The organism is Massilia sp. MP_M2 (assembly GCF_039123635.1).
In the GTDB taxonomy this organism is placed as follows: Bacteria; Pseudomonadota; Gammaproteobacteria; order Burkholderiales; family Burkholderiaceae_D; genus Telluria.
In genome coordinates this window covers 28817-53038 of record NZ_JBCHJF010000012.1, presented here as the reverse complement: position 1 = coordinate 53038, position 24222 = coordinate 28817, and the positions used below count along the sequence as shown (strand labels likewise).

The 24222-nt window shown below is 65.5% G+C and carries 19 protein-coding genes; 15 read left to right on the top strand and 4 right to left on the bottom strand.

The features are described from left to right. Positions 1 to 7: 7 nt before the first annotated feature. The gene (gene aroC / locus RCH14_RS21315) at positions 8 to 1102 is read right to left on the bottom strand and encodes a chorismate synthase (RefSeq protein ID WP_343028103.1); all 1095 of its coding nucleotides are present in this window, start codon (positions 1100 to 1102) and stop codon (positions 8 to 10) included. 264 nt (positions 1103 to 1366) lie between these two features. On the opposite strand from aroC, the gene RCH14_RS21310 reads away from it, so the two are divergent. Next, complete coding sequence (locus tag RCH14_RS21310) at positions 1367 to 3643, top strand: EAL domain-containing protein (protein ID WP_343028102.1); 2277 nt, start codon at positions 1367 to 1369, stop codon at positions 3641 to 3643. Positions 3644 to 3655: 12 nt separating this feature from the next. Here RCH14_RS21310 and RCH14_RS21305 read toward each other — a convergent pair whose 3' ends face one another. Further along, the gene (locus tag RCH14_RS21305) at positions 3656 to 4108 is read right to left on the bottom strand and encodes a CBS domain-containing protein (RefSeq protein ID WP_343028101.1); all 453 of its coding nucleotides are present in this window, start codon (positions 4106 to 4108) and stop codon (positions 3656 to 3658) included. Positions 4109 to 4363: 255 nt separating this feature from the next. Between RCH14_RS21305 and RCH14_RS21300 the strand changes: the two genes are divergently transcribed. After that, entirely contained in the window at positions 4364 to 5152 is a 789-nt protein-coding gene (locus RCH14_RS21300) for an alpha/beta hydrolase (protein ID WP_343028100.1), read from the top strand. On the opposite strand, the gene RCH14_RS21295 is transcribed toward RCH14_RS21300, so the two are convergent. Beyond that, positions 5145 to 6560: a YihY family inner membrane protein gene (locus RCH14_RS21295; protein WP_343028099.1), complete on the bottom strand. Its 1416-nt coding sequence runs from the start codon at positions 6558 to 6560 to the stop codon at positions 5145 to 5147. The two genes, RCH14_RS21300 and RCH14_RS21295, sit on opposite strands and share 8 nt — an antisense overlap. 78 nt (positions 6561 to 6638) lie before the next feature. Between RCH14_RS21295 and wrbA the strand changes: the two genes are divergently transcribed. The 11 genes from wrbA (at position 6639) to RCH14_RS21240 (ending at position 20975) form a co-directional block, all read left to right on the top strand. Further along, positions 6639 to 7250 carry an NAD(P)H:quinone oxidoreductase gene (gene wrbA, locus RCH14_RS21290; protein ID WP_343028098.1) on the top strand — a complete coding sequence of 204 codons (612 nt, stop codon included), beginning with the start codon at positions 6639 to 6641 and terminating at the stop codon, positions 7248 to 7250. Then, the gene (locus RCH14_RS21285; protein ID WP_343028097.1) at positions 7250 to 7648 is read left to right on the top strand and encodes a DUF2069 domain-containing protein; all 399 of its coding nucleotides are present in this window, start codon (positions 7250 to 7252) and stop codon (positions 7646 to 7648) included. The genes wrbA and RCH14_RS21285 overlap by 1 nt, the downstream gene beginning before the upstream one ends. Next, on the top strand, positions 7641 to 9062 hold the full coding sequence (locus RCH14_RS21280; protein ID WP_343028096.1) for an FAD-binding oxidoreductase: 1422 nt from the start codon (positions 7641 to 7643) through the stop codon (positions 9060 to 9062). Before RCH14_RS21285 ends, RCH14_RS21280 begins: the two co-directional genes overlap by 8 nt. 106 nt (positions 9063 to 9168) lie before the next feature. Beyond that, on the top strand, positions 9169 to 9513 hold the full coding sequence (locus RCH14_RS21275) for a DUF4124 domain-containing protein (RefSeq protein ID WP_343028095.1): 345 nt from the start codon (positions 9169 to 9171) through the stop codon (positions 9511 to 9513). Beyond that, positions 9501 to 12050 carry an ABC transporter permease gene (locus RCH14_RS21270; protein ID WP_343028094.1) on the top strand — a complete coding sequence of 850 codons (2550 nt, stop codon included), beginning with the start codon at positions 9501 to 9503 and terminating at the stop codon, positions 12048 to 12050. The genes RCH14_RS21275 and RCH14_RS21270 overlap by 13 nt, the downstream gene beginning before the upstream one ends. Next, a complete protein-coding gene (locus RCH14_RS21265; RefSeq protein WP_343028093.1) occupies positions 12050 to 13120 on the top strand; it encodes a carotenoid 1,2-hydratase in 1071 nt (356 codons plus the stop codon). Before RCH14_RS21270 ends, RCH14_RS21265 begins: the two co-directional genes overlap by 1 nt. Before the next feature lie 18 nt (positions 13121 to 13138). Continuing rightward, a complete protein-coding gene (locus RCH14_RS21260) occupies positions 13139 to 14968 on the top strand; it encodes an ABC transporter transmembrane domain-containing protein (RefSeq protein WP_343028092.1) in 1830 nt (609 codons plus the stop codon). 260 nt (positions 14969 to 15228) lie between these two features. Next, a complete protein-coding gene (locus RCH14_RS21255) occupies positions 15229 to 17265 on the top strand; it encodes a Cache 3/Cache 2 fusion domain-containing protein (protein WP_343028091.1) in 2037 nt (678 codons plus the stop codon). 91 nt (positions 17266 to 17356) lie between these two features. Beyond that, positions 17357 to 18490 (top strand): beta-eliminating lyase-related protein, encoded by a 1134-nt coding sequence (locus RCH14_RS21250; RefSeq protein WP_343028090.1) that lies wholly within the window; start codon positions 17357 to 17359, stop codon positions 18488 to 18490. A gap of 39 nt (positions 18491 to 18529) precedes the next feature. Continuing rightward, positions 18530 to 19324 (top strand): thymidylate synthase, encoded by a 795-nt coding sequence (locus tag RCH14_RS21245; protein WP_343028089.1) that lies wholly within the window; start codon positions 18530 to 18532, stop codon positions 19322 to 19324. 64 nt (positions 19325 to 19388) lie between these two features. Then, positions 19389 to 20975 (top strand): Atrophin-1 multi-domain protein, encoded by a 1587-nt coding sequence (locus RCH14_RS21240; protein WP_343028088.1) that lies wholly within the window; start codon positions 19389 to 19391, stop codon positions 20973 to 20975. Between the two features lie 157 nt (positions 20976 to 21132). On the opposite strand, the gene RCH14_RS21235 is transcribed toward RCH14_RS21240, so the two are convergent. Next, a complete protein-coding gene (locus RCH14_RS21235; RefSeq protein WP_343028087.1) occupies positions 21133 to 21483 on the bottom strand; it encodes a hypothetical protein in 351 nt (116 codons plus the stop codon). Positions 21484 to 21582: 99 nt separating this feature from the next. Here RCH14_RS21235 and RCH14_RS21230 point away from each other — a divergent pair, with 99 nt between their 5' ends. Both RCH14_RS21230 and RCH14_RS21225 read left to right on the top strand, forming a co-directional pair. Then, positions 21583 to 21909, top strand: coding sequence for a hypothetical protein (locus tag RCH14_RS21230; protein ID WP_343028086.1), 327 nt, complete (start codon positions 21583 to 21585; stop codon positions 21907 to 21909). Between the two features lie 286 nt (positions 21910 to 22195). Further along, entirely contained in the window at positions 22196 to 24025 is a 1830-nt protein-coding gene (locus RCH14_RS21225; RefSeq protein ID WP_343028085.1) for an Atrophin-1 multi-domain protein, read from the top strand. Positions 24026 to 24222 lie beyond the last annotated feature (197 nt).

Genomic DNA, 24222 nt, shown 5'->3' with positions numbered 1-24222 from the left:
CCGCTGGTTACGTCAAGCGGGGCGTGGCCACCCGCACGTCCCCGCACTGCGCGCGGTGCATCAGCGCATGGTCAATCAGGACCAGCGCCAGCATCGCTTCGGCAATGGGCGTTGCGCGGATGCCCACGCACGGATCGTGGCGACCAAACGTTTCCACCAGCGCCGGATTGCCTTCCTTGTCGATCGAGCGGCGCGGCACGCGGATTGATGAGGTCGGCTTGATCGCCAGCGACACCGTGATGTCCTGCCCCGTCGAGATCCCGCCCAGCACGCCACCGGCATGGTTGCCGATGAACCCTTCTTGCGTCAGCTCGTCACCATGCACCGAGCCGCGCTGCGCCACCGAAGCGAAGCCGGCGCCGATTTCCACGCCCTTGACGGCATTGATGCCCATCATGGCGTAGGCAATGTCGGCGTCGAGCTTGTCGTAGATCGGCTGGCCCCAGCCGACCGGCACGCCACGCGCGACGACGTCGATGCGCGCGCCGATCGAGTCGCCATCGCGGCGCAACGCGTCCATCGCGGCTTCCATGCGCGCCAGCAGTTCGGCGTCGCCCGTGGCGGCAAAGAACGGATTGGCGTGCACGTGTTCCCAGCCCTCGAACGGGACGTCGATGTCGCCCAGCGCGCGCATGCAGCCCAGAAGCTCGGTCCCGTATTGCTCGCGCAGCCACTTTCTGGCAACGGCGCCCGCACCGACCACGGGCGCGGTCAGGCGCGCCGACGAACGCCCGCCCCCGCGCGGATCGCGCACGCCATACTTGTGCCAGTAGGTGTAATCGGCATGCCCGGGACGGAAGCTCTCGGCGATATTGCCGTAATCCTTGCTGCGCTGGTCTTCGTTGCGGATCAGCAGCGCGATCGGCGTGCCCGTCGTGACGCCCTGGTAGACGCCGGACAGGATCTCGACCCGGTCGGGCTCCTGGCGCTGCGTGACGTGGCGCGACGTGCCGGGCTTGCGGCGGTCGAGATCAGTCTGGATATCGGCTTCGGACAACGCCATGCCGGGTGGGCAGCCATCGATGACGCAACCGATCGCGGGACCGTGCGACTCGCCGAACGTGGTGACAGAAAACAGCTTGCCAAATGTATTGCCGGACATGGGTATGGAGGGGTGCGGTTTGATCGAAATGGCATTTTAACAGGCGATCACGCCAGCAGAAACCGACAATCTTCAATCGACCCTCGCCAAAAAATTGCTATCAGGCTATATTTATCAAATTACATCCACCGCTGCGCAATTGCCGATTTCCTTTCCCAATTACAAATGCCTATATACTCGACGTATACATGCCAAGCCCCTCTGGAGACGTAGTACATGCCAGCTTCGACGCCACCGTCCGGACCATCGCAGGATCAGCTCTTGATGGATGACCTTGTCTTCGCCGACGAAGTCGACGTTACCGTCAGCCTACTGCCGCCGTGGCGCATTCTCGTCGTCGACGACGATGCCGATGTCCATTCGACGACCACCTTCGCACTGGACAACGTCACCATGCAGGGCCGCCCCCTGACCTTCCTGCACGCCTACTCGGCCGCCGAAGCATTCGCACTGCTGGGCCGGGAAAGCGATATCGCCGTCATCCTGCTGGACGTCGTGATGGAGCGGGCCGACGCCGGCTTGCACCTGGTGCGCCGCATCCGCGACGAACTGGACCTGCATGACGTGCGCATCATCCTGCGCACCGGCCAGCCCGGTTACGCGCCCGAGATGGAGGCCATCCGTGGCTACGACATCAACGATTACCGCACCAAGTCGGAACTGACTCGTACCAAGCTCTACACTGCAGTAGCCGCCGCCATCCGCTCGTACGAGCAACTCTGCGCGCTCGAAGCGAACCGGGTCGGCATGGAACGCATCGTCGCGGCCTGTGCCCGGTTGATGGCGCTGCACGGCGTGCGCGATGTGGCGTATGGCGTCCTGGCCCAGGCCGCCGAGCTGGTCGGGCATCCCGTCGACGGCGTGCTGTGCACGCGCGAATTTGGTGACGGCACGGGCGCCGGCGCATTCGGCCCGCTGAGGGTGGTGGCCGCCTGCGGCGCCAGCCGCGACCTCGATGGCTGCGAGCTCGGCGCGCAGTACGGGGATCCCCACGTGACCCGCCTCGCGCTGGCGGCCGAGCGCACGCTGGCGCGGCGCACCTGGACGACCGACGACGGCATGCTGACCTTGTTTTTCCCCGGTAAGGCCGGGCGCGATTTCGTGGCCTGCCTGCCGCTCGCACGCGCGGTCAGCGACGTCGAGACACGCTTGCTGAAGGTCTTTTGCGGCATGGTGGCCGTCAGCCTGGACAATTGCGAACTGGTCACCGACCTGAACAAGTCAGCGTTCCACGATCCGCTGACCGGCCTGCCCAACCGCACGCGCATGATCGAACTGATCGACGCCAGGCTGGCCGCCGGGCCCGGCCCCGACCACGACGCCGTGCTGGCCCTGGTCGACATCGACCACTTCGCCGAAACCAACGACGCACTCGGTCACCGCTTCGGCGACCTGCTGCTGGCCGCCGTCGCCCGGCGCCTGGGCACGCGTCTGGCGCCCGGCCCCGCGTCCGGCCCCGCGTCCGGCCTCCAACCGTCCCTCAGCATCGGGCGCATCGGCGGCGACATCTTTTGCGTACTGGGCAGTGCCGAACTGGTGCAGCCGGCCACGCTGCAGACGCTGTTTCTCGATGCGTTCCACATCGACGGGCAGGACGTGCAGGTATCGTCGACGCTGGGCCTGGTTTGCCTGCGTGAGCACGATGGCAGCGGCGCCGATGCGCTCAAGGATGGCGACATCGCGCTCAAGCGCGCCAAGCTGCAGCAGCGCACCGGTCACTGTTATTTTTCGCGCAGCATGGGCATCGAGATTCGTGAGCGGGTGCGCATGATGCATGCGCTGCGCAGCGGCTTCCAGCGCGGCGAACTGTTTCTTGATTACCAGCCGCAGATCGACCTGGTCACCAACCGCGCCACCGGCGCTGAAGCGCTGCTGCGCTGGCGCCAGCAGGACGGCCAGTTGGTCCCGCCCGACCGCTTCATCCCGATTGCCGAGTACTCGGGCCTGATCGTCGAAATCGGCGAATGGGTGCTGCGCCAGGCCTGCACCGAACTGCTGCGCCTGCGCGCAGCCGGCCACACGGCCTTCACGATGTCGGTCAATGTCTCGCAGGTGCAGTTGCGGCACCCGCACTTTCTCGACATGCTGCGCCGCGCGCTCGACGATACGGGCGCGCCGCCCGACTTCATCGAGCTGGAAATCACGGAGTCGATGGCAATGGAAGAGCCGGCCGCGCTGGTCGAAAAACTGGCGCACGTCAAGCACACCGGCGTATCGATCGCGATCGACGATTTCGGGACCGGCTTTTCATCGCTGTCGCATCTGCAGCGGCTGCAGGTGGACCGGCTTAAGATCGATCGCACTTTCGTCACCGAGATTACCGGCTCGGCGCGCGGGGGCAGCATCGCGCAGATGGTCGTGCAGCTGGGCCGCAACCTGGGCCTGTCGGTGATTGCAGAAGGGGTGGAGGACGAGCGCCAGGCGCAGATCCTGCGCCAGCTTGGGTGTCCGCTGGCGCAGGGCTTCCTGTACTCGCGGCCGTTGTCGCCCGAGGCGCTGCTGGCCTGGCTGGCCGACAGACCGGTCACGCGCGCTGCGTGACCGTTGGCATGGTCAGTCCGGGGCGTTCTGCTCGGCTGGCCAGTCGCGGATATAGGCCTTGAGCATGCGATTTTCGAAGCTTTGCGCTTCCAGCACCGCGCGTGCCACGTCATAGAACGAGATGACGCCCAACAGCGTGCGTGCATCCATCACTGGCAGATAGCGTGCGTGCTTCTCGAGCATGATGCGGCGCACTTCGTTGACCTCGGTGTCCGGCGTGACGGTGATCGGGCTGTCGTCCATGTGACGACGCACCGTGCCGGCGCCCACCGCGCCGCCATTGGCATGCAGTGCCTTGAGCACTTCGCGGAACGTCAGCATGCCCACCAGATCGCCGTATTCCATCACGACGAGCGAGCCGATATCGTTCTCGGACATCGTGGTTACGGCCTCGACCAAAGGCTGGTCGGGCGTCACGGTGTACAGGATATTGCCCTTCACTTGCAGGATTTCCGAAACTTTCATGCTGGCCACCCCCGCGCGGTCAATACTGCTGTTGGATAAATTTGTATAAGGCATAACGCCGACTGTAGCCTATGCCCGCTAAAAAATCCAGCATTGCGCCATCTCATGGTGCGCAGGGGGCGGCAGAATGGTGCAGTGCAGATTGCACAACGATCCAGTGCTGCTACGATGCGCCTGCTCTCATTGCAACCCTAGTGCAACCCTATTGCAACCCTACTCCAACCAAATTCCAACCATCACGACAGGCGACCTGACATGCAACTCGAGATCGGCGGCCATACCGCCTATTGCCATACTGGCGACAGCGCATTCGACGCGGCGCTGCCCACGGTCGTGCTGGTGCACGGCGCACTGAACGACCACTCGGTGTGGGTGCAGCAAAGCCGGGCGCTGGCCGCGCGCGGGTTCGCCGTGCTGGCGCCCGATCTGCCCGGCCATGGGCGCAGCACAGGCCCTGCCCTGCGCTCGGTCGAGGCGCTGGCCGACTGGCTGCTGGCATTGCTGGATGCGGCGGGCGTGGGACGTGCCCTGCTTGCCGGGCACAGCATGGGTTCGCTGGTCGTGCTGGAAGCGACGCAGCGGGCACCGCAGCGCGCCACCGGCCTGGCCTTGCTGGGCGCCACGTTTCCGATGAAGGTGGCCGACGCCCTGCTCGCCACTGCGCTGGAAGATCAGCAGGCCGCCATCGACATGGTCGTGACCTGGTCGCATGCGGCATCAAGCGACCCGTCGGTTGCCGACGCGGCGCGTGTTCTGATGCGGCGACTGGCAGCCGGCAGCGACGAAGCGTTGCTGCACACCGATCTGGCCGCGTGCAATGCGTACGGCAATGGCATGACTGCGGCTGCGGCAGTCACCTGTCCGGTCGTGTTCGTGCAGGGGACGCAGGACAAGATGACGCCGCCGCGCAAGGCCGGGTTGCTGACCGACGCGATTGCGCATGCATCGATCGTCACGGTCGAGTCGGGCCACGCGATGATGCAGGAAGCGCCCGAAGCGGTATCCGGCGCGCTGCTGGCGCAGGCGGAACGACTGATCAAGTGACCGGCTCGGCAACCGCGTCGGCGTCGGCGTCGCCGGCGTCGCCAAAATGCGCGCGCAGGGTTTCGCCCAGCCCGGCCTCGACCGCCTCTTCGACCTGGCGCGCCAGCTCGCCGGTGTCGAGCGACAGGGCGGTATCGGGGCTGGCCTCTTCTTCGCGCTGCACGGCTTCCTCCACCGCGTAGTCGAACACGAACAGGCGGTACACATCAGCCAGGCGCAACGTGTCCGGGTCGGCCAGCAACACCCAGTGCTCCTGGCTGGCGCGCTTGGTATGGCGCCAGCTGATTTTTGCAGGCGCCTGGTCATGCACCCGCCCCACCCAGCCCTCGGCCACCATTTTGCGCAACAGGCGCGCCAGTTCGTCGTAGCCGATGCGCGTGTGATGGCGGATGGTGCTGCCGGACACGAGCGCCGTGCCACTGAGCCTGGCGCTGCCGTGCAAGACCTTCAGCACCGACATGGCGTCGACGAAGGCGCCGCCGGGCGCCGCCTGATACCACCAGCGCTCGTACTTCACCACCGGCAACGCTGCGGTCAGCAAGGCGCCCACCAGCGTGATCATCCAGGTGACATAGATCCAGACCAGGAACAACGGCAGCGCAGCCAACGCGCCATAGATCAGCGCGTAGGTCGGAAACTGCCGAATGAACAGGCCGAATACGCGCTTGGCGACCTCGAATGCAATGGCGGCCGCCAGCGCACCCCAGAACGCGTCGCGCCAGGCAACATGGCGGTTCGGCACCGCGACGTACAGCAGTGTGTAGCCGCCCGTCGTCGCGGCAATCGAGGCGAGGGTGAACGCCAGCGTCGCCAGTACGCTGGCATCGCGCTCCAGCCCGCCGGTGAGGTACACCAGCTGCGAGGTGAAACTGAGCGACGCGCCGAACAGGATCGGGCCCAGCGTGAGCAGCGCCCAGTACACCAGCAGGCGCTGGGTCCAGGGACGCGGCTGGCGCACGCCCCAGATCTGGTTGAAGACGCGCTCGATCAGGCTCATCGTCGCGGCCGTCGTGAAGAGCAGCGCCACGGCGCCCAGCGCCGACAGGCCCTTGGCCTTGCTGGCAAACTGGGTCAGGTTGCCGCTGATCGTGCTGGCAATCGCCGGCGGCATCAGGTTCTGCACGAACCACGCGTCGACCATCGTGCGCACCTGGCCAAACGTCGGGAACATCGTAAAAATGGCCAGGACAATCGTGAGCAGCGGCACCAGCGCCAGCGTGGTGGTGAAGGTCAGGCTGCCGGCAACCTGCGGCAGGCGCTCTTCGCGCAGGCGGCGCAGCGCGAACCGCACCAGATCCTTCGCCTCGCCCCGCGTCAGGCCGCGCTCGAGACTGCCGTCGGCGCTGTCGGCGCCAAGCTGGGAAGGATGCTGGGGAGGATGGTGCGGCGGTTGGTTCGGCATGGCCATGGAGATACCCGATTCAGGCCGCGAATTGGGCGTCAACCCGGGCATGTCACTTCAACAAAGCGCACTATAATACCAAGGATGAACACGATCCCTTTGAGCATCCTGGTTTTGTACTACTCCCGCCACGGCGCCACGCGCAAGCTGGCAGAACTGATCGCCCAGGGCGTGGACAGCGTCCCCGGCGCCGAGGCGCGCCTGCGCACCGTGCCGTCGGTGTCGTCGGTGGCCGAAGCCACCGCACCGTCGATCCCGGACGATGGCGCGCCGTATGTCGACGCCGACGACCTGGCCGAATGCGCGGGCCTGGCGCTGGGCTCGCCCACGCGCTTTGGCAATATGGCCTCGAGCATGAAGTACTTCCTCGACGGCACGGCCGCCGAATGGGTCAACGGCACGCTGTCGGGCAAGCCGGCGGTCGTGTTCACGTCCACCGGCAGCCTGCACGGCGGGCAAGAAGCAACGCTGCTGTCGATGATGATTCCCCTGCTGCACCACGGCATGCTCCTGATGGGCTTGCCGTACACGCACCCTGAACTGATGAATACCGCCAGCGGCGGCAGCCCGTACGGCGCCACCCACTGGGCCGGCGTCGATGGAAAGCGCGCCATCACCGAGGACGAGCGCGCCTTGTCGATCGCGCTCGGTCGCCGCCTGGCAATGGCGGCGCTTAAACTGCACGAAGGTCAATAATGGGCAAAGGCAGAGTCTTTCATATCGGCGCCGTACTCAGCCTGGTCTGGCTGATCGGCTGGCTGGTGGCATGGGAAGCGTTCGTGGCGCCCCTCCAGCCGGGCAGCTGGCTGCTGGCCCTGAAAGCGCTGCCGCTGCTGCTGCCGCTGCGCGGCGTGATCAAGCGCGATCTGTATACGCTGCAATGGTCGTCGATGCTGATCCTGATTTACTTTGCCGAAGGCGCCGTGCGGGCCTGGGCCGATACCAACCCGCTGTCGCGCCAGATGGCCATCGGCGAAGTCGTCCTGGTGGTCGCGTTCTACGCCTGCGCGCTGCTCTATCTGCGCCCGTTCAAGAAGGACGCGCAGCGCATGGCCAAAGAATTGCTGGACAAGGTCAAAGTCCCGCATGGCTGACCTGCCAGCGGACGCCTTCCTGCAGCAACTGCGCGCCACCGTGGGGGGCGAGCACGTCATCACGGGTGATGCCGACATGGCGGGCTATCTGGCCGACTGGCGCGGCCGCTACCGTGGCCGCGCGCGCGCCGTCGTGCTGCCGCTGGACACCGACGAGGCCGCCGCCGTCGTGCGCCTGTGCGCCGGCGCCGGTGTCCCCATCGTCCCGCAAGGCGGCCGCACGGGCCTGGTCATGGGCAGCGTGCCCGATACGTCCGGCGAGGCCATCGTGCTGTCGCTGCGCCGCCTGAACCGCATCCGCGCCATTGATCCGGCCAACCGCACCATGACGGTCGAGGCCGGCTGCATCCTGGCTGATATCCAGGCCGCCGCGGCAGCGGCGGGCATGCTGTATCCGCTGTCGCTCGCCGCCGAAGGGTCGTGCACGATTGGCGGCAACCTGTCGACCAATGCCGGCGGCACTGCCGTGCTGCGCTACGGCAACACGCGCGACCTGTGCCTGGGTCTGGAAGTCGTCAACGCGCAGGGCGCCGTGTGGGATGGTCTGCGCGGCCTGCGCAAGGACAACACGGGCTACGCGCTGCGCGACCTGTTCATCGGCGCCGAAGGCACGCTGGGGGTCATCACGGCGGCCGTCCTGAAACTGTTTCCCGCCCCGCGCGGCATGCTCACGGCCCTCGTCGCGCTGGACTCGCCGCGCCAGGCGCTTGCGCTGCTGAACCTGCTGCAAGCGCGCTGCGGGGCGGCGCTGACCGGTTTCGAGCTGATCTCGGCCGTGTGCATGGACCTGGTCGCGCAACAATTCCCCGCGCTGCCGCAGCCATTCGCCACCCGCCATCCGCAGTATGCACTGGTGGAATTGTCGAGCAATGAATCCGAAGCGCATGTGCAGGCGCTGCTCGAGTCGGGCATCGGCGCCGCGCTCGAGGCCGGCATCGCACGCGACGCCGTCGTGGCCACGTCCAGTCAGCAAGCGCTCGGCCTGTGGCGCCTGCGCGAACACATCCCGCTGGCGCAGGCGGCGGCCGGCAAGAACATCAAGCACGATATCTCGTTGCCGGTCTCGACGATTCCCGATTTTATTGCGCATACCGACGCCGCGCTCGAGCGCGCGTTTCCCGGCTGCGTGCTGGTCACGTTCGGCCACCTGGGCGATGGCAACTTGCATTACAACGTCGCGCCGCCGCCTGGTGTCGCGCACGAAACGTTCCTGCTGCAACAAGAGAGCGTCAACCGCATCGTGCACGACGCGGTGGTGGCGTTTGCCGGCTCGATCTCGGCCGAGCACGGCATCGGCGCGCTGAAACGCGCCGAACTGGCGCGCACCAAGTCGACGGTCGAACTTGGCATGATGCGTGCCATCAAAGCCGCACTCGACCCGCTGGGCATCATGAATCCCGGGAAAATACTATGACCGGGAGCCTGCCATGCGTTGCTTGTGGTGTCTTGTGTTTGGTGCGACGTGCTGCGCCGTGTGCCCGCCAGCCACGGCCGGTGCGGTCTACAAATGTCATGAAGGTATGCACGTGATCTACGCCGACCGACCCTGTGCTGGCGCCGGCGCCCCGCTCGCGCTGCCGCCCACCCCAGCGCCCGATCCGATGCAGGCCACGCGCCTGGCGGCGGCCCGCGCAGCACTTACGGCCATCGACCGGACTCGGGCAGCGCAGGCTGAACGTGACGCCCATGAATTCGAACGTGCCGGGCGCGCCGCGCTGGCCCTGCGCAAGCGCTGCGACAAGCTGCGCCTGCAGGCGCGCTGGGCCGACGAAGACCTGGCCAGGAGCAGCGATGCGGCAAAAGCCATCGCGCGCGTCAAGGCGCGCCGCCAGGCCGAAGCACTGGCGGTCGAATGCCCGGGTTGAGCCGGCTCACGCGCTGGCTGCTGCTCGGCGAGTGGCGTGCGCACCCGGTGCGCGCGCTGGTGGCGATTGCCGCCATTGCCGTTGGCGTGTCGATGGGCTTTGCCATCCACCTGATCAACGCTGCTGCGTTCAATGAATTCTCGGCCGCCGTCAAGAGCCTGTCGGGCCAGGCCGACATCCAGGTCCAGGGGCGCGAACTGCTGTTCGACGAAGCGGTGTACCCGCGCCTGGCCAGCCACCCGGACGTTGCGGTGGCCGCGCCCATTCTCGAGGTGCAGGCCGGTGTGCCGGGTCAGGACAGCCCACTGCGCATCATCGGCATCGACGCCTTCCGCGCCGGCTTCATCTCGCCCGACCTGACCGGTGTGCCAGGCGAAGGCCGCATGCTTGATGTGCTGGCCGACGATGCGCTGTTCCTGTCGCCCGCCGCCGAAGCGTGGCTAAGCAAGCGGCGCGGCGACACGCTCAATCTGCGCGCCGGCACCGGCGTCATCACGCTGCGCGTGGCCGGCCCGGTGCAGCGGGCGCGCAGCGGCCAGCGCCTGGCCGTGATGGACATCGGCGCGCTGCAGTGGCGCCTGGAACGCGTGGGCAAGCTCTCGCGCGTGGACCTCAAGCTGCGCAGCGGCGTCGACCGCGCCGCATTCCAGCGCGCGCTGAGCGCCGATCTCGAGCGCACCTGGCCGGGGCGCTTCACGGTCGGCCAGCCGAACGACGCCGACCAGGAAAGCCGCACATCGAACATGAGCCGCGCCTACCGCGTCAATCTGACGGTGCTGGCGCTGGTCGCACTGTTTACGGGCGCCTTCCTCGTGTTCTCGACCCAGGCACTGTCGGTCATGCGCCGGCGCAGCCAGTTCGCGCTGCTGCGCGTGCTGGGATTCGAACGGGGCCAGCTGCTGCGCCAGGTACTCCTCGAAGGCGCAAGCCTGGGCGTGGCCGGCAGCCTGCTGGGCATCGGTGCCGGCTACGCGCTGGCCGCGGCCGCCCTGCATTATTTTGGCGGCGACCTGGGCGCCGGCTACTTCCCCGGCATTCGTCCGCAAGTGGCGTTCACGCCCGGCGCGGCCGTCGTCTTCTTCGCGCTTGGCCTGGGTGTGGCCTTGCTCGGTTGCCTGGCGCCGGCGTGGGAAGCGGCGCGCGCGCGCCCGGCCGTGGCGATCAAGTCCGGCGCCGACGAAGCGCCGCTGTCGCGCCTGGCGCGTGTCTGGCCGTCGCTCGCCTGCCTGATGCTGGCCGCGCTGTTCGCGTTCGCGCCGCCCGTGTTCGAACTGCCGCTGTTCGGCTATCTGGCGATCGCGCTGCTGCTGGTCGGCGGCATCGGCCTGATGCCGCGCTTTGCCGCCGTCACGTTCCGCGCGCTCGAAGCGTTGCTGGCCAAAAAGCGCCGGCCCATGCCGGTGCTGGCGCTGTCACTGGGGCGCCTGGCCAATGCGCCGGGCCAGGCCTCGATTGCGCTGGGTGGCATCCTGGCCAGTTTCAGCCTGATGGTGGCGATGGGGATCATGGTGTCCAGCTTCCGGGTCTCGGTCGACGACTGGATGGGCCACATCCTGCCCGCCGACCTGTATGTGCGCACGGTCGATTCCGGCGCCACCGGTTACCTGAGCCCGGCGCAGCAGGCTGCCTTGACTGCGCTGCCAGGCGTGCAGAAGATCCAGTTCCTGCGCACGCGGCGCGTGTCGCTCTCGCCCGAGCGTCCGCCGATCGTCGTCATCGCGCGCGACATCGACGTGCGCGATCCGGCGCGCCTGCTGTATCTGGTGGGTTCCAGCGCGCCGATACCCGCCGGCGCGCGACCGGCCTGGGTGTCCGAGGCGCTGCTCGACCTGTACGGCGCGCGCGTCGGCCAGACCCTGCGCCTGCCGCTGGGCGGCGTCGAAAAGCCGTTCTTTGTCGCTGGCGCCTGGCGCGATTACGCCAACCAAAGCGGCTCGGTCGTCATCCAGCTGGCCGATTACCGCCAGTTGACAGGCGAAGGCGCGGTGACCGACGCGGCGCTGTGGACAGCCGATGGGGTCGACGCGGCCACGCTGGAAACCCGCTTGCGCACGCTGCCCTTCGGCGCGGCGCTCACCTTCATGCGCCCGGGCGACATCCGCGCGGCGAGCCTGAAAATTTTCGACCGCAGTTTCGCAGTAACGTATTTACTGGAGGCGATCGCGATCGCGATCGGACTATCGGGTATCGCTGCCAGTTTTTCGGCCCAGACTTTGGCACGGGCCCGGGAATTCGGTATGCTGCGCCACGTCGGCGTCACGCGGCGCCAGGTCTTGCAGTTGCTCGCCTTCGAAGGCGGCCTGCTCACGGGCCTGGGCGTCATTGCCGGTTTCGTGCTCGGGCTGGTCATCAGCCTGATCCTGGTGTTCGTGATCAACCCGCAGTCGTTCCACTGGACCATGGGCCTGCACCTGCCCTGGCCATTGCTGGGCAGTGTGGCCGCGGTGCTGGTCGCCGCGTCCGTCGCCACCGCGCTCGTGTCGGGCCGCCAGGCCTTGTCGGGCGGTCCGGTGCGCGCTGTCAGAGAGGATTGGTAATGCGTTTCATCTTAAGTATATTGCTGTCGCTGCTGGCGCTGTCGGCGCGGGCCGAACCGCCCGTGTTTGCCCCTGTGACGCCTGGCGCGGCGCTGGCGTTCCCACGCGATTATGGCGCCCATCCCGAGTTTCGCACCGAGTGGTGGTACGTCACCGGCTGGGTCGAGACGCCTGACAAGCGCCCGCTCGGTTTCCAGGTCACGTTCTTTCGCAGCCGCACGGGCGTGGATGGCGCCAACCCCAGCCACTTCACGCCGCGCCAGCTGGTGATCGGCCATGCGGCGCTGTCCGATCCGTCGGTCGGGCGCCTGGTACACGACCAGCGCAGCGCGCGCGAAGGCTTCGGCCTGGCCTGGGCCCGCCCCGGCAACACCGACCTGAAGCTGGACGACTGGCGCATGGTGCGTGACAACGACGGCAACTACCGCGTGACCATCCGCTCGAACCAGCTGACGCTCGAACTGCGCCTGCGCCCCACGCAGCCGGTCCTGGCACAAGGCCAGGGCGGCTATTCGCGCAAGGGCCCCAGCGCGCAGCACGCCAGCTACTACTACAGCGAACCGCAACTGGCCGTCACGGGCAGCGTGGGGCGCGGCGGCATGGCCGCCACGGTGGTGACCGGAAGCGCCTGGCTCGATCACGAATGGTCGAGCGAAGCCTTGCAACCCGAGGCCGTCGGCTGGGACTGGGTTGGTGCCAACCTCGACGACGGCGGCGCGCTGATGGCTTTCCAGGTCCGCGACCGCCAAGGTGGTAAGCTATGGGCGCACGCCACCCGGCGCGACAAAGCGGGCAAGGTCACGCACTACGCGCCGGAACAGATCACGTTCACGCCGCAAACGCTATGGACGTCACCGCGTACGCAGGCGACCTACCCGATTGCCACCACGATCACCACTGGCGAGCTGGTATGGCAGATTGCGCCGCTGCAGAACGACCAGGAACTCGATTCGCGCCGCTCGACGGGCGCCGTGTACTGGGAAGGCGCGGTCACGATCCAGCAAAACGGCCGCCGCGTCGGCCGCGGCTACCTTGAAATGACCGGCTATGTGCAGCCGATGAAATTATAAGAATCCCACGAAGACACGATGACGACGCGTACCACCAGCTCCACCGCCTCCCCCGACGCAGACACTTCCCGCAAGAGCAGCCTCTCGACCCTCAAGGGTTTGACGCCGTTCATGGCGCCCTACCGGCGCCAGTTCATCCTGGCCGGCATCGCGCTGCTGTTCGCGGCCGGCGCCACGCTGGCCATCCCGGCGGCCTTCAAGCAGATGATCGACCTGGGGTTCGGCGCATCGGCCACCGCGCGCGGCATCGAGAACGTCAATGCCACCTTCCTGGCGCTGTTCGGCGTGGCCGCCGTGCTGGCGGTGGCCACGGCCGCGCGCTTCTACATGGTCTCGTGGCTCGGTGAGCGGGTGACGGCCGATATCCGCAGCGCCGTGTATCGCCACGTGGTGCGCCAGAGTCCCGAATTTTTCGAGACCACGCGCACCGGCGAAGTGCTGTCGCGCCTGACCACCGACACGACGCTGATCCAGGCGATCGTCGGCACCAGCATTTCTCTCGCGCTGCGCAACACGCTGCTGTTCATCGGTGGCCTGGTGATGCTGTTCATCACGAGCCCGCGCCTGACGTCCATCATCCTGGGCCTCCTGGTGCTGGTCGTGCTGCCGATCGTGCTGTTCGGCCGCCGCGTACGCAAGCTCTCGCGCGATTCGCAGGACCGCATCGCCGATGCATCGGCCGTTGCCGGTGAAATCCTCAATGCCATGCCCACCGTGCAGGCGTTCACGCGCGAAGGCTACGAAGCCGGGCGCTTTGGCGTCGAAGTCGAAAGCGCGTTCACCACCGCCATGCGCCGCATCCGCGCACGCGCGACACTGACGCTGCTGGCGATCGTGCTGATCTTCGGGGCAATCGTGTTCGTGCTCTGGTTGGGCGCGCACGCCGTGATTGCCGGCACCATGACCGGGGGCGAGCTGGGGCAGTTCATCCTCTATGCCGGCATCGTCGCCGGCTCGGTCGGGGCCTTGTCCGAAGTCATGGGCGACGCCCAGCGCGCCGCCGGCGCCACCGAGCGCCTGCTCGAACTCTTGGCCGCGCGCTCGGACATCCAGGACCCGCTGCACCCGGCCACCCTGCCCGCGCGCACCGCCAACGGCGCCCGCGTCACGCTCGATCAGGTGACCTTCGCCTACCCGTCGCGCCTGCAGGAGGCGGCGCTGTCGCACCTGGCACTCGAGATCCGACCCGGCGAAACGGTGGCCGTGGTCGGCCCGTCCGGCGCCGGCAAGACCACGCTGTTCCAGCTGCTGCTGCGCTTTTATGATCCGCAATCCGGGAGCATCCGCCTCGACGGCGTCGACGTGCGCGACCTGACGCTGCAGACGCTGCGGGGCGCGGTCGGCATCGTGCCGCAGGATACGGTCGTGTTCTCGCTCGACGCGATGGAAAACATCCGCTACGGCCGCCCCGACGCCACCGACGATGAAGTGATCGCAGCAGCGCGCATGGCAGCGGCCCACGAATTCATCGAGCGCCTGCCGGAAGGCTACCGCTCGTTCCTGGGCGAGCGCGGCGTGCGCCTGTCAGGTGGTCAGCGCCAGCGCATTGCCATCGCGCGCGCGTTGCTGAAGAACCCGCCGCTGCTGCTGCTCGACGAAGCCACCAGTGCACTGGACGCCGAATCCGAACGCCTCGTGCAGCGCGCGCTCGAAGCTGCCATGATTGGCCGCACCACGATCGTCATCGCCCACCGCCTGGCCACCGTGCAGCGTGCCGACCGTATCGTCGTGCTCGATGGCGGCAGGATCGTCGAGATGGGCACGCACCACGAGCTGGTCGCCCTGCGCGGCGTGTACGCCAATCTGGCTGCGCTGCAATTCCAGGCGCATGCGCCGGTTGCCGCGTGACGATGGCGTGACGGCGCCCTGCGCGCTGTCCTGCGCGCTGATCCGGGCTGCACCAATGATCGTTTCCATTACCACATGCGCCGGCTGATCCCGGCGCAATCATGGCGGAGTGCGCAACGATCCCGTGAATTTCCGTCACATTCCGTTGCGATGTTGCATCACGGCACCACAACGACTGCCAAAAATCACTAATTCTTTCCGCATGAAAAGTTTGAGCGAGTATGATCCGAGGTTATACCTTCCATCATCACTCAACTATCATGAGCAACCAAAAATATAGTTTGGCCAGCTGGAATGTCGGCACCCGCATCAGTGTTGTCACGTTCGCCCTGACAGGTGTCATCCTCGCTGTCCTGATCGGTACGATCACGCTCTCCACGTCCACCATGCTGAAAGAGCGCGCCATGCAAGGCGTGACCAGCGAACTCAAGGGCGTCGCCAATACCGTCGAACTGTTCAACAAGACCGTCTCGAGCCAGGCCGTCAGCTTCGGCCGCATCTTCAAAGCCGGCCTGCCAGGCGAATACACGCTCGATGAAGCGGCCACCGTGGACATCGGCGGGCGCCAGGTGCCCACGCTGAGCCTGGACGGCAAGCCGTTGAACCTCGACTTTGCCTTACCGGACAGCTTTACCGAGCGCACTGGCGCCAACGCCACCGTGTTCGCCGTCGCCGGCGACGACTTCGTGCGCGTGACGACCTCGGTCAAGAAGGAAAACGGCGAACGCGCCGTCGGCACCGCCCTCGACAAGACCGTACCGGCCTACGGCGCGCTGCGTGAAGGCCGTACCTACGTGGGTCTGGTCACCCTGTTCGGCAAGCAGTTCATCACCCAGTACGAGCCGGTGCGCGACGCCGCCGGCAAGGTCGTCGGCGCACTCTACGTGGGCGTCAACATCAGCAAGGACATCGCCTTCCTGAAGGAGCGCATCAATGCGATCAAGGTTGGCGACAGCGGCTACTTCTACGTGCTGTCGGCAGCACCCGGCAAGACTTACGGCGACCTGCTCGTGCATCCGAAGAGCGAAGGCAAGAATATCCTCGACAGCAAGTCGGCCGACGGTCACGAGTTCGTCAAGGAAATGCTGGAGAAGAAGGAAGGCACCGTCCGCTACGACTGGCAAAACCCGGGCGAATCCGGCGCGCGCGAGAAATTCGCGGCGTACACGTACATGAAGGACTGGAATTGGGTCATCGCCGGTGGCACGTATATCGACGAGATCACTGCCGCCGCGACCGAACTGCGCAACCGCTTCATCCTGTTCGGCATTGCTGCCCTGGCCGTACTGGCAACGCTGCTGTACCTGCTGGTGCGCGCGACCGTGACACGCCCGCTGGCCGCCGTCGAAGAAGTGGCCCGCCGCATCGCCAGCGGCGACCTGACTGCCCGGATCGCGCCGCGCAACCACGATGAGATCGGTCGCCTGACGGTGGCGATCAACGATATCGGCGAGAACCTCTCGGGCGTGGTCGGCAAGGTACGCGACGGCGCCGAGCACATTGCCGCCGCCTCGCAGCAGATCTCGACCGGCAACCTCGACCTGTGCAACCGCACCGAAGAACAGGCGGCCAGCCTGGCCACCACGGCCTCGTCGATGGACGAGCTGACCACGACCGTGCGCCAGAATGCGGACAATGCGCGCCAGGCCAATGAATTTGCCCGCACCGCATCAAGCGTTGCGCAAAAAGGCGGCGACACGGTCTCGCAAGTGGTCGCCCGCATGGATTCGATCACGGTCGCGTCGCGCAAGATTTCGGACATCACGAGCGTCATCGATGGCATCGCGTTCCAGACCAATATCCTGGCACTGAACGCTGCCGTCGAAGCGGCGCGCGCAGGCGAACAGGGTCGCGGCTTTGCTGTCGTGGCGTCCGAAGTGCGCAACCTGGCGCAGCGCTCGGCTGCAGCGGCCAAGGAAATCAAGGGCCTGATCGACGCATCGAACCACGAAGTCGGCGCCGGCAGCGCGCTGGTGGCGCAAGCCGGCACCACGATGCAGGAAGTGCTCACGAGCGTGCAGCGCGTCACCGCCATCATGGCCGAAATCAGCAACGCCAGCCAGGAGCAGACCCAGGGCATCGAGGAAGTCAACCGCGCCGTGGTCGAGATGGACACGACCACGCAGCAGAACGCCGCACTGGTCGAAGAAGCCAGCGCCGCAGCGCAGGCGATGCACGAGCAGGCCGATGCACTCGCCCGCGCGGTGCGCAGCTTCCGCCTGATCGAAGACGGCCCGGCCCCGGGTGGCAACGCGCTCGCAGCGGCGCCGCGCCGCCCGGCACTGACCCACGGCTGATCCCCGGCCTTGCGCCCGGCTATCCCGCCGGGCGCTTCCTTTGCCTACCCGGCGCGGTGTAGAGTAGCGTTCCTTCCTCCCGGAGAACGCCTTGTCAGACACCGCCCTGCAGCGTCGCTGCCACACCATCTTCCCGGGCCATCGCCTGCGCCGTCCTGCGGAACATTTTGCAGCGATGGCCGCCTGGTGCGAGCAGCACGACATCGATCACGACGTCTATGGCAATGGTGACCTGATCCAATCGTTTGAAGCGAAGGTGGCCGCCACGCTGGGATTCGAGGCCGCGGTGTTCTGCGTCAGCGGCACGATGGCGCAGGTAACCGCGCTGCGCCTGGCCTGCCTGGAGCGCGCCAGCCGCCTGGTGGCGCTGCATCCGACCTCCCACATCTTCGTCCACGAACGCGCCAACTACCAGCTGCTGGACCATTTCCAGGCGCTGCCCGTGGGCGACCGGCACCGGCCATGGTCGGCCGCCGATCTGCTGGCGCTGCCGGACCGCCTGGGCGCTGTGGGCCTCGAGATCCCGATGCGGGAGATCGGCGGGCAGCTCTCGCCGTGGGACGAACTCGAGGCGATCAAGCGCGGCTGCCGTGAGCGTGGAATCCACCTGCACATGGACGGCGCGCGCCTGTGGGAAGCGGCGGCCGGCTATGGCCGCAGCGCGGCGCAGATCGCGGCCGGCTTCGATTCGGTGTATGTCTCACTGTACAAGGGCCTGGGCGGCCTGGGTGGTGCCATGCTTGCCGGCAGCCACGAGTTCGTCGAGCGCTGCGCCGAGTGGTTCCGGCGCCAGGGCGGCAACGTGGTCCACCGCTCGCCGTACGTGGTGGCGGGGGCGATGGACTTCGACGCGCGCCTGGCGGCCATGCCCGACTATTTCAGGCGCACGCAGTTCCTGTGTGCGGCGCTGCGCGCGCACCCGGCAATTCGCGTCAATCCGGCCGCGCCGCAGGCCAATATGCTGCATCTGCATCTGCCCGTATCGCGCGACGCTGCACTGGCGATCCGCGACGCGCTGGCCATCGACGATGGTATCTGGCTGTTCAACCGCGCCGGCCACGGCGCGCTGCCAGACACCAGCGTCGTCGAGCTCTACGTGGGTGACAACCTGCTGGCGATGTCGGACACGGCGCTGCACCTGGCGCTGCAGCGCTTTGCCGACCGCCTGGCTGCGCCAGCGGCGACCGCCCCCGGCACCCCAGGCGCCCCCATCTGCACCGGATGATAGAATGACGGGTCGTACGATCCTCATACCACACCCGCAATGCGCCAATATCTCGACTTCATGCGCCATGTCCAGCAGCATGGCGCCACCAAAACCGACCGCACCGGCACCGGCACCCGCTCCGTGTTCGGCTACCAGATGCGCTTTGATTTGCAGGCCGGCTTTCCGCTCCTGACCACCAAGAAAGTGCACCTGAAGTCGATCATCCATGAGCTGATCTGGTTCCTGCAGGGCTCGACCAATATCGCGTACCTGAAAGAAAACGGCGTCTCGATCTGGGACGAATGGGCCGATGCCGACGGCAACCTGGGGCCGGTGTACGGCTACCAGTGGCGTAATTGGCCGACGCCCACCGGCGAACACATTGACCAGATCGCGCAGGTGCTCGAGCAGATCCGCACCACGCCCGATTCGCGCCGCATGATCGTCTCCGCGTGGAACGTGGCGGACGTGCCGTCGATGAAACTGCCGCCGTGCCACGCGCTGTTCCAGTTCTACGTGGCCGATGGCAAGCTGTCGTGCCAGTTGTACCAGCGCAGCGCCGATATCTTCCTGGGCGTGCCATTCAATATCGCCTCGTATGCGATCCTGACCCACATGATGGCCCAGCAGGCAGGCCTCGAGGTCGGCGACTTCATCTGGACCGGCGGCGATTGCCACCTGTACGCCAACCACATGGAGCAGGTCGACCTGCAACTGTCGCGCGACCTGCGCGCCCTGCCCCAACTGGTCATCAAGCGTAAGCCGGACTCGCTGTTCGACTACCGCTTCGAGGATTTCGAGATCACCGGGTATGACCCGCATCCGGGGATCAAGGCGCCGGTGGCTGTCTGACGGCGGCCGGCTTCTCAGGCCGGCGCTACGCCGCCTGCCATGACTGCAACCTGACGGGATCGACATGACATTTCCACCGAGCGCGATGATGCTGCGCCTGCTTGCGCCGCTGGCCTGTACGGCACTGGCAGCCTGCGATGTATCCGTTCCCGCCACGGGCGTGCACGGCGCGTTGTCCCATGCAGCACCAACAGGCGGTAACAATCTGGCCATTGCGGAATCAAGCAGCGCCATCCGTGCGTCCGTGCATGCCGCCACGGTGGCACATGCGAGCGCGGCAAGAGCAACCACTGGCGCGGCTGCGCGCCCCGCGCCCTTTGGCAGTTATCTGCGCCCGTACGCGGCCACGTCCCTATGGAACGCGCGGCCAGTCAATCCGGCGTTTGGCACGTTCGTGATTCCCAAGTCCAGCTACTCCCCTACCGTGGCTTCGGGCGCCTATTCGACGGGTGTCTTCCTTGCGTCGGCCACAGACAAGCCGATGACGATCGTCGGGCCCGGCTCCACCGCCACGCACACGGTGGGTGTTGCCGACCCCGACAGCACTGGCAACCGCGTGATTACCATTCCCCGCTGGCCTGCGGGCGTGTTGCCTGCCTCGGGTACCGATGGCCACGCCGATATCGTCGACCCCGAGACGAAGATCATCCACTCGTTCTGGCAATTGAAGCAGAAGGATGGGCGCTGGACGGCTGCCCTGTATTCGTGGAGCAAGCTATCCGGCCTCGGTTGGGGTGATCCCGCGCATTACTATCAGGGCGCGCGTGCGGTTGGCATTCCTGCGTCGGCAGGCCTGATTCGCAAGCATGAAATCAAGGATGGCCTTGCCACCTACCCGCATGCGCTTGCGATGTCACTGACAAAGAACGGCCTGGCCAACGGTGTCAGCAGCCCTGCCTATATCTTTCCTGCCACGTCGGCCGACAACACGGCAGCGGCCAATACCGGCGCAATTCCACAGGGCGCGCTGCTGATGCTGCCACCGGGCTTCGACAGCAGCGCCATCACGAACCCTGATCTGAAGAAGATCGTCGAGACGCTCAAGTTGTACGGGGCCTATGTGGTCGACTACAACACGGGCACGCCGTTCGTGATCTATGCCGAAAACGACGCCGGTTTCAACCTGATGCCCAACGGCTGGGACAACCAGGTCGCCATCCAGCTCGACCTGATTCGTGCGCAGCTGCGTCAGGTAACGTCGGTACAGGGTTGGATCGATGGCAACGGCAACACGGCAACTGCGGCAATCAAGGCGCAACAGAACATGAATATTCTGTCGATGCGGGGTCCATGGTCGCGGCAATCGGGCACCGGCGCAGCATCCTATGACACGCTCGAACAACGCCTCGTGTTCGAACCGGCGAGCAGCAAAACGGTGCATGTCAATACCAGCAACGCTGGCCTGACCCGCGTGAGCTGGGCACTACCGCAACCAGGCGCGCACGTCGAACTGTCTGTCAGCGCCACTGGTGGCGCCACATTACGACTGCAGGTCCGCAGCAATGGCGTGATCACGCAAGAGACCCGCGATCTTGCGAACGGGCAGTCACAGCGGTTCGTGTGGCCGGCGAACGCCAAGTTGACGCTGACCGCGACGGGCGGTACCGGCGGCGCGTCGTCGGTCAAAGCGCTGCTGGTCAAGTCGCCCTGATGGCGCCGCCCTGCCGGGTGCCTGGCGCCTGGCGCAAACAGACGACGTGCATGCCGGCCTGACAGCCCAGAGCCGCGCCTGCATGCCATCGGGTGACTTGACCAGCATGCAGGCGAGCGCCATGACACCCATCAGCCCGGCGCGATTTTCCGGGCGATCATGCGCAGCTTTTTTGTTTTGTAACTGTTACTACGATAGTTCGCATTGGAATGCCGGGAATAGCCGTCGGCTGGTGCACTGCCTCTTTGATGGTCTGAACGAATTTCTTTTCGAGTACAAATGATTTGGAATAGTCTGCGCGGAAATACCGATCGTCGGCATCGCGACGGCGTGCAAACGTTGACAATGCCATCCAGAGATTACCGCCCAGCGAATCGCCGATGAGCGGCATATCCCCGAGATCGCCAACCACCTGGTAATCGACGGGCGCCGCGCAAATCAATTGCTCGGTATTCAAAATATTCAATCTACCGCTGACCTTCCAGATGTGCTCATTCGCTGTGATCAACTCGCTGTGATCAACTCGCTGGCGGGCAATCCTTCGTCAAACATTCTCCATTCGCCATATCCCTTGCGTCTGGATGGCGGGTAATCCGAGCCGCCCCCCATGCATTCGACGTTCTTGCAAGACGTGCGTTGCAGCGCATTGTTCAACGGCGACAAATCGGTGCCGGTGTTCTCACGAAAACACGATCCGAACGGCGACTTCTGGCGCCACCGCCCCGTAATACCGGCGTGCTTCGATCTCGTCGTTCATCCGGATGGCAGTGTCCATCCTCGTCGACCCGGCTCAAGCCCATCATTCGCTCTCGCGACCTCATTATTTAATGCCGCAAAAAATTCGCGCCCCGGTCACCTGACCCGTTCGAGCGAGGTCGTTGCATCAGCACTGGCTGTCAGTACCGTCAAGCACCTTCTGCGTAAAGACATTTGAATTGTTGCGACCGGTAGTAAAGAAAGGTGACCAATTCTCTTATTTAGAAGAAACACAATTGCTTGAAGTATCGAATTTTAATTAGGTCACTTTTAGCAGTATCACTTTTTTAATGCCCATAGCAAGAAGGGCAATCTTCCGTTGCAAATCTCCAAAGTTCGTGCATATAACTATTATTTGCCGTGTGGAATTCTTTTCCCTGCAGTAATATTCATGGCATCTAACGGGCTGAGAGCGAAGAGCCTGATACCGCGTCCGATACGCCCTGATTACTGAAGATAACCATATGACACTCTTTTCACGCGCGGTGACCGTCAAGGTCGTCTCCACTCTACTGTGCAGCTCGCTGGCGGCATGCGGCGGCGGCGCAGCCACCGATGCGGCGACCGCAGCATCAAGCGTGTCGAACATCGGCGTGCCTGTCGCTGCAGCGACGGCGCCCGCCGCCGACAACGGTGGCGCTGCCACACCCGCGCCTGCGCAAATCGCACCAACCGCCAGCGCCAGTCTGCCCGTCGCCCAATCGCTGCCATCCGCCGTCAGCGCGCCCGTGGCATCGTCCGCGATTCCATCCGTGCCATCCTCGGTGAGTCCACCTGAGCCAGCACCGGTGAGTCCATCCGTGGTTTCCTCGACGAGCCCGTCCGTGGCATCCCCGGTGAGTCCAGCCGTGGCGCCATCCACGAGCCCATCGGTGGCGACCTCGACGAGCCCATCCGTGGTGCCACCGACCACGCCTGCTGCGGCACAGTCGACGCCGTCGGCTGCTCGAGATGACGTGTTCGGCACGTATCTGCGTCCGTATGCCGCTGATTCGCTGTGGAACTCGCGCCCGCTCAACCCGGTGTTCGGCACATTCGTGATTCCGAAGTCGAGCTATTTCCCGACTGTGGCCTCCGGCGCCTACTCGACCGGGGTCTTCCTCGCCTCGGCGACCGACGCACCGATGACCATCGTCGGCCCGGGCTCGACCGCCACCAACACCGTCGGCGTTGCGGACCCCGACAGTGGCACGAACCGCGTCATTACCCTGCCGCGCTGGCCTGCCGCGGTGTTGCCGGCCTCCGGCACGGATGGTCACGCCGATATCGTCGATCCGATCACGAATATCGTCCATTCCTTCTGGCAGCTGAAGCAGAAGGATGGACGCTGGACTGCGGCGATGTACTCATGGAGCAGGCTGGGCGGAACTGGCTGGGGCGATCCTTCGCACTATTACCAGGGCGCGCGCGCGGTCGGCATTCCTGCATCGGCCGGCCTGATCCGCAAGCATGAAATCAAGGATGGCCTGGCCGCTTACCCGCATGCGCTCGCCATGTCGCTAACCTTCAACGGCCTGGCCAACGGTGCCAGCCACCCCGCCTACGTATTTCCTGCCACGGCGGCGGACAATTCGGCGTCCGCCAATACCGGCGCGATCCCGCAAGGCTCGCTGCTGATGCTGCCACCGAACTTCGACAGCAGTGCGATCGTCAACCCCGACCTGCGCAAGATCGTGGAAACGCTCAAGCTGTATGGCGCTTACGTCGTTGACCGCAATACAGGGACGCCATTCGTGATTTACGTCGAAAACGAAGCGGACTTCAACCTGATGCCGAAAGGCTGGGACAATACGATTGCCGACCAGCTCGACAAAATCCGCGCCGGCCTGCGGCAGGTGACCTCGGCGCAAGCCTGGGTCAACGGCAAGGGCGACATGATGTATGCACGCAATGCGCCGCAGCAGAACATGAACATCGTCTCGATGCGCGGCGGTTGGTATAGGCAGTCCGGCACGGGCACGGCCGCCTATGACCCGATCACGCAACAATTCTCGTTTGGTGCAACGACGACCAAGACGGTCTACGTGAATGCCAATAACACCGGTTTGACGCCGGTGAAGTGGGCCAAGCCGCAAGCGGGGACGTATGTCAACTTCACGGTGCGCGCTACCGGTGGCGCGAGACTGCGACTGCAAGTAAAATCGGGCAACACGTTCTCGCATGACACATGGGACCTGGTCGATGGGAAATCAGTGCGCATCCTGTGGCCAGCCAATGCGTCGATCGTGTTGATTGCGTCCAGCGGCACGAATGGTCCATCGTCCGTCAACGCCACACTCGTTCCGACGAGCTGATCGCGTCGCTGTTCCCAACGCCAAGCCGCGCCAGGTGCGCGGCTTTTTTGCGTCCATGCCCCTCAACGACCGATACGGCGGCCCCCAACCGATGAGCGTGCCATGGCGTTTTGGCCGCCGTCAGGGCGCACCGCACGTGTTCGTTACGGTTCATGCATCTGAAATTTCGCTTATGATATTGCTATTGATCACAACCG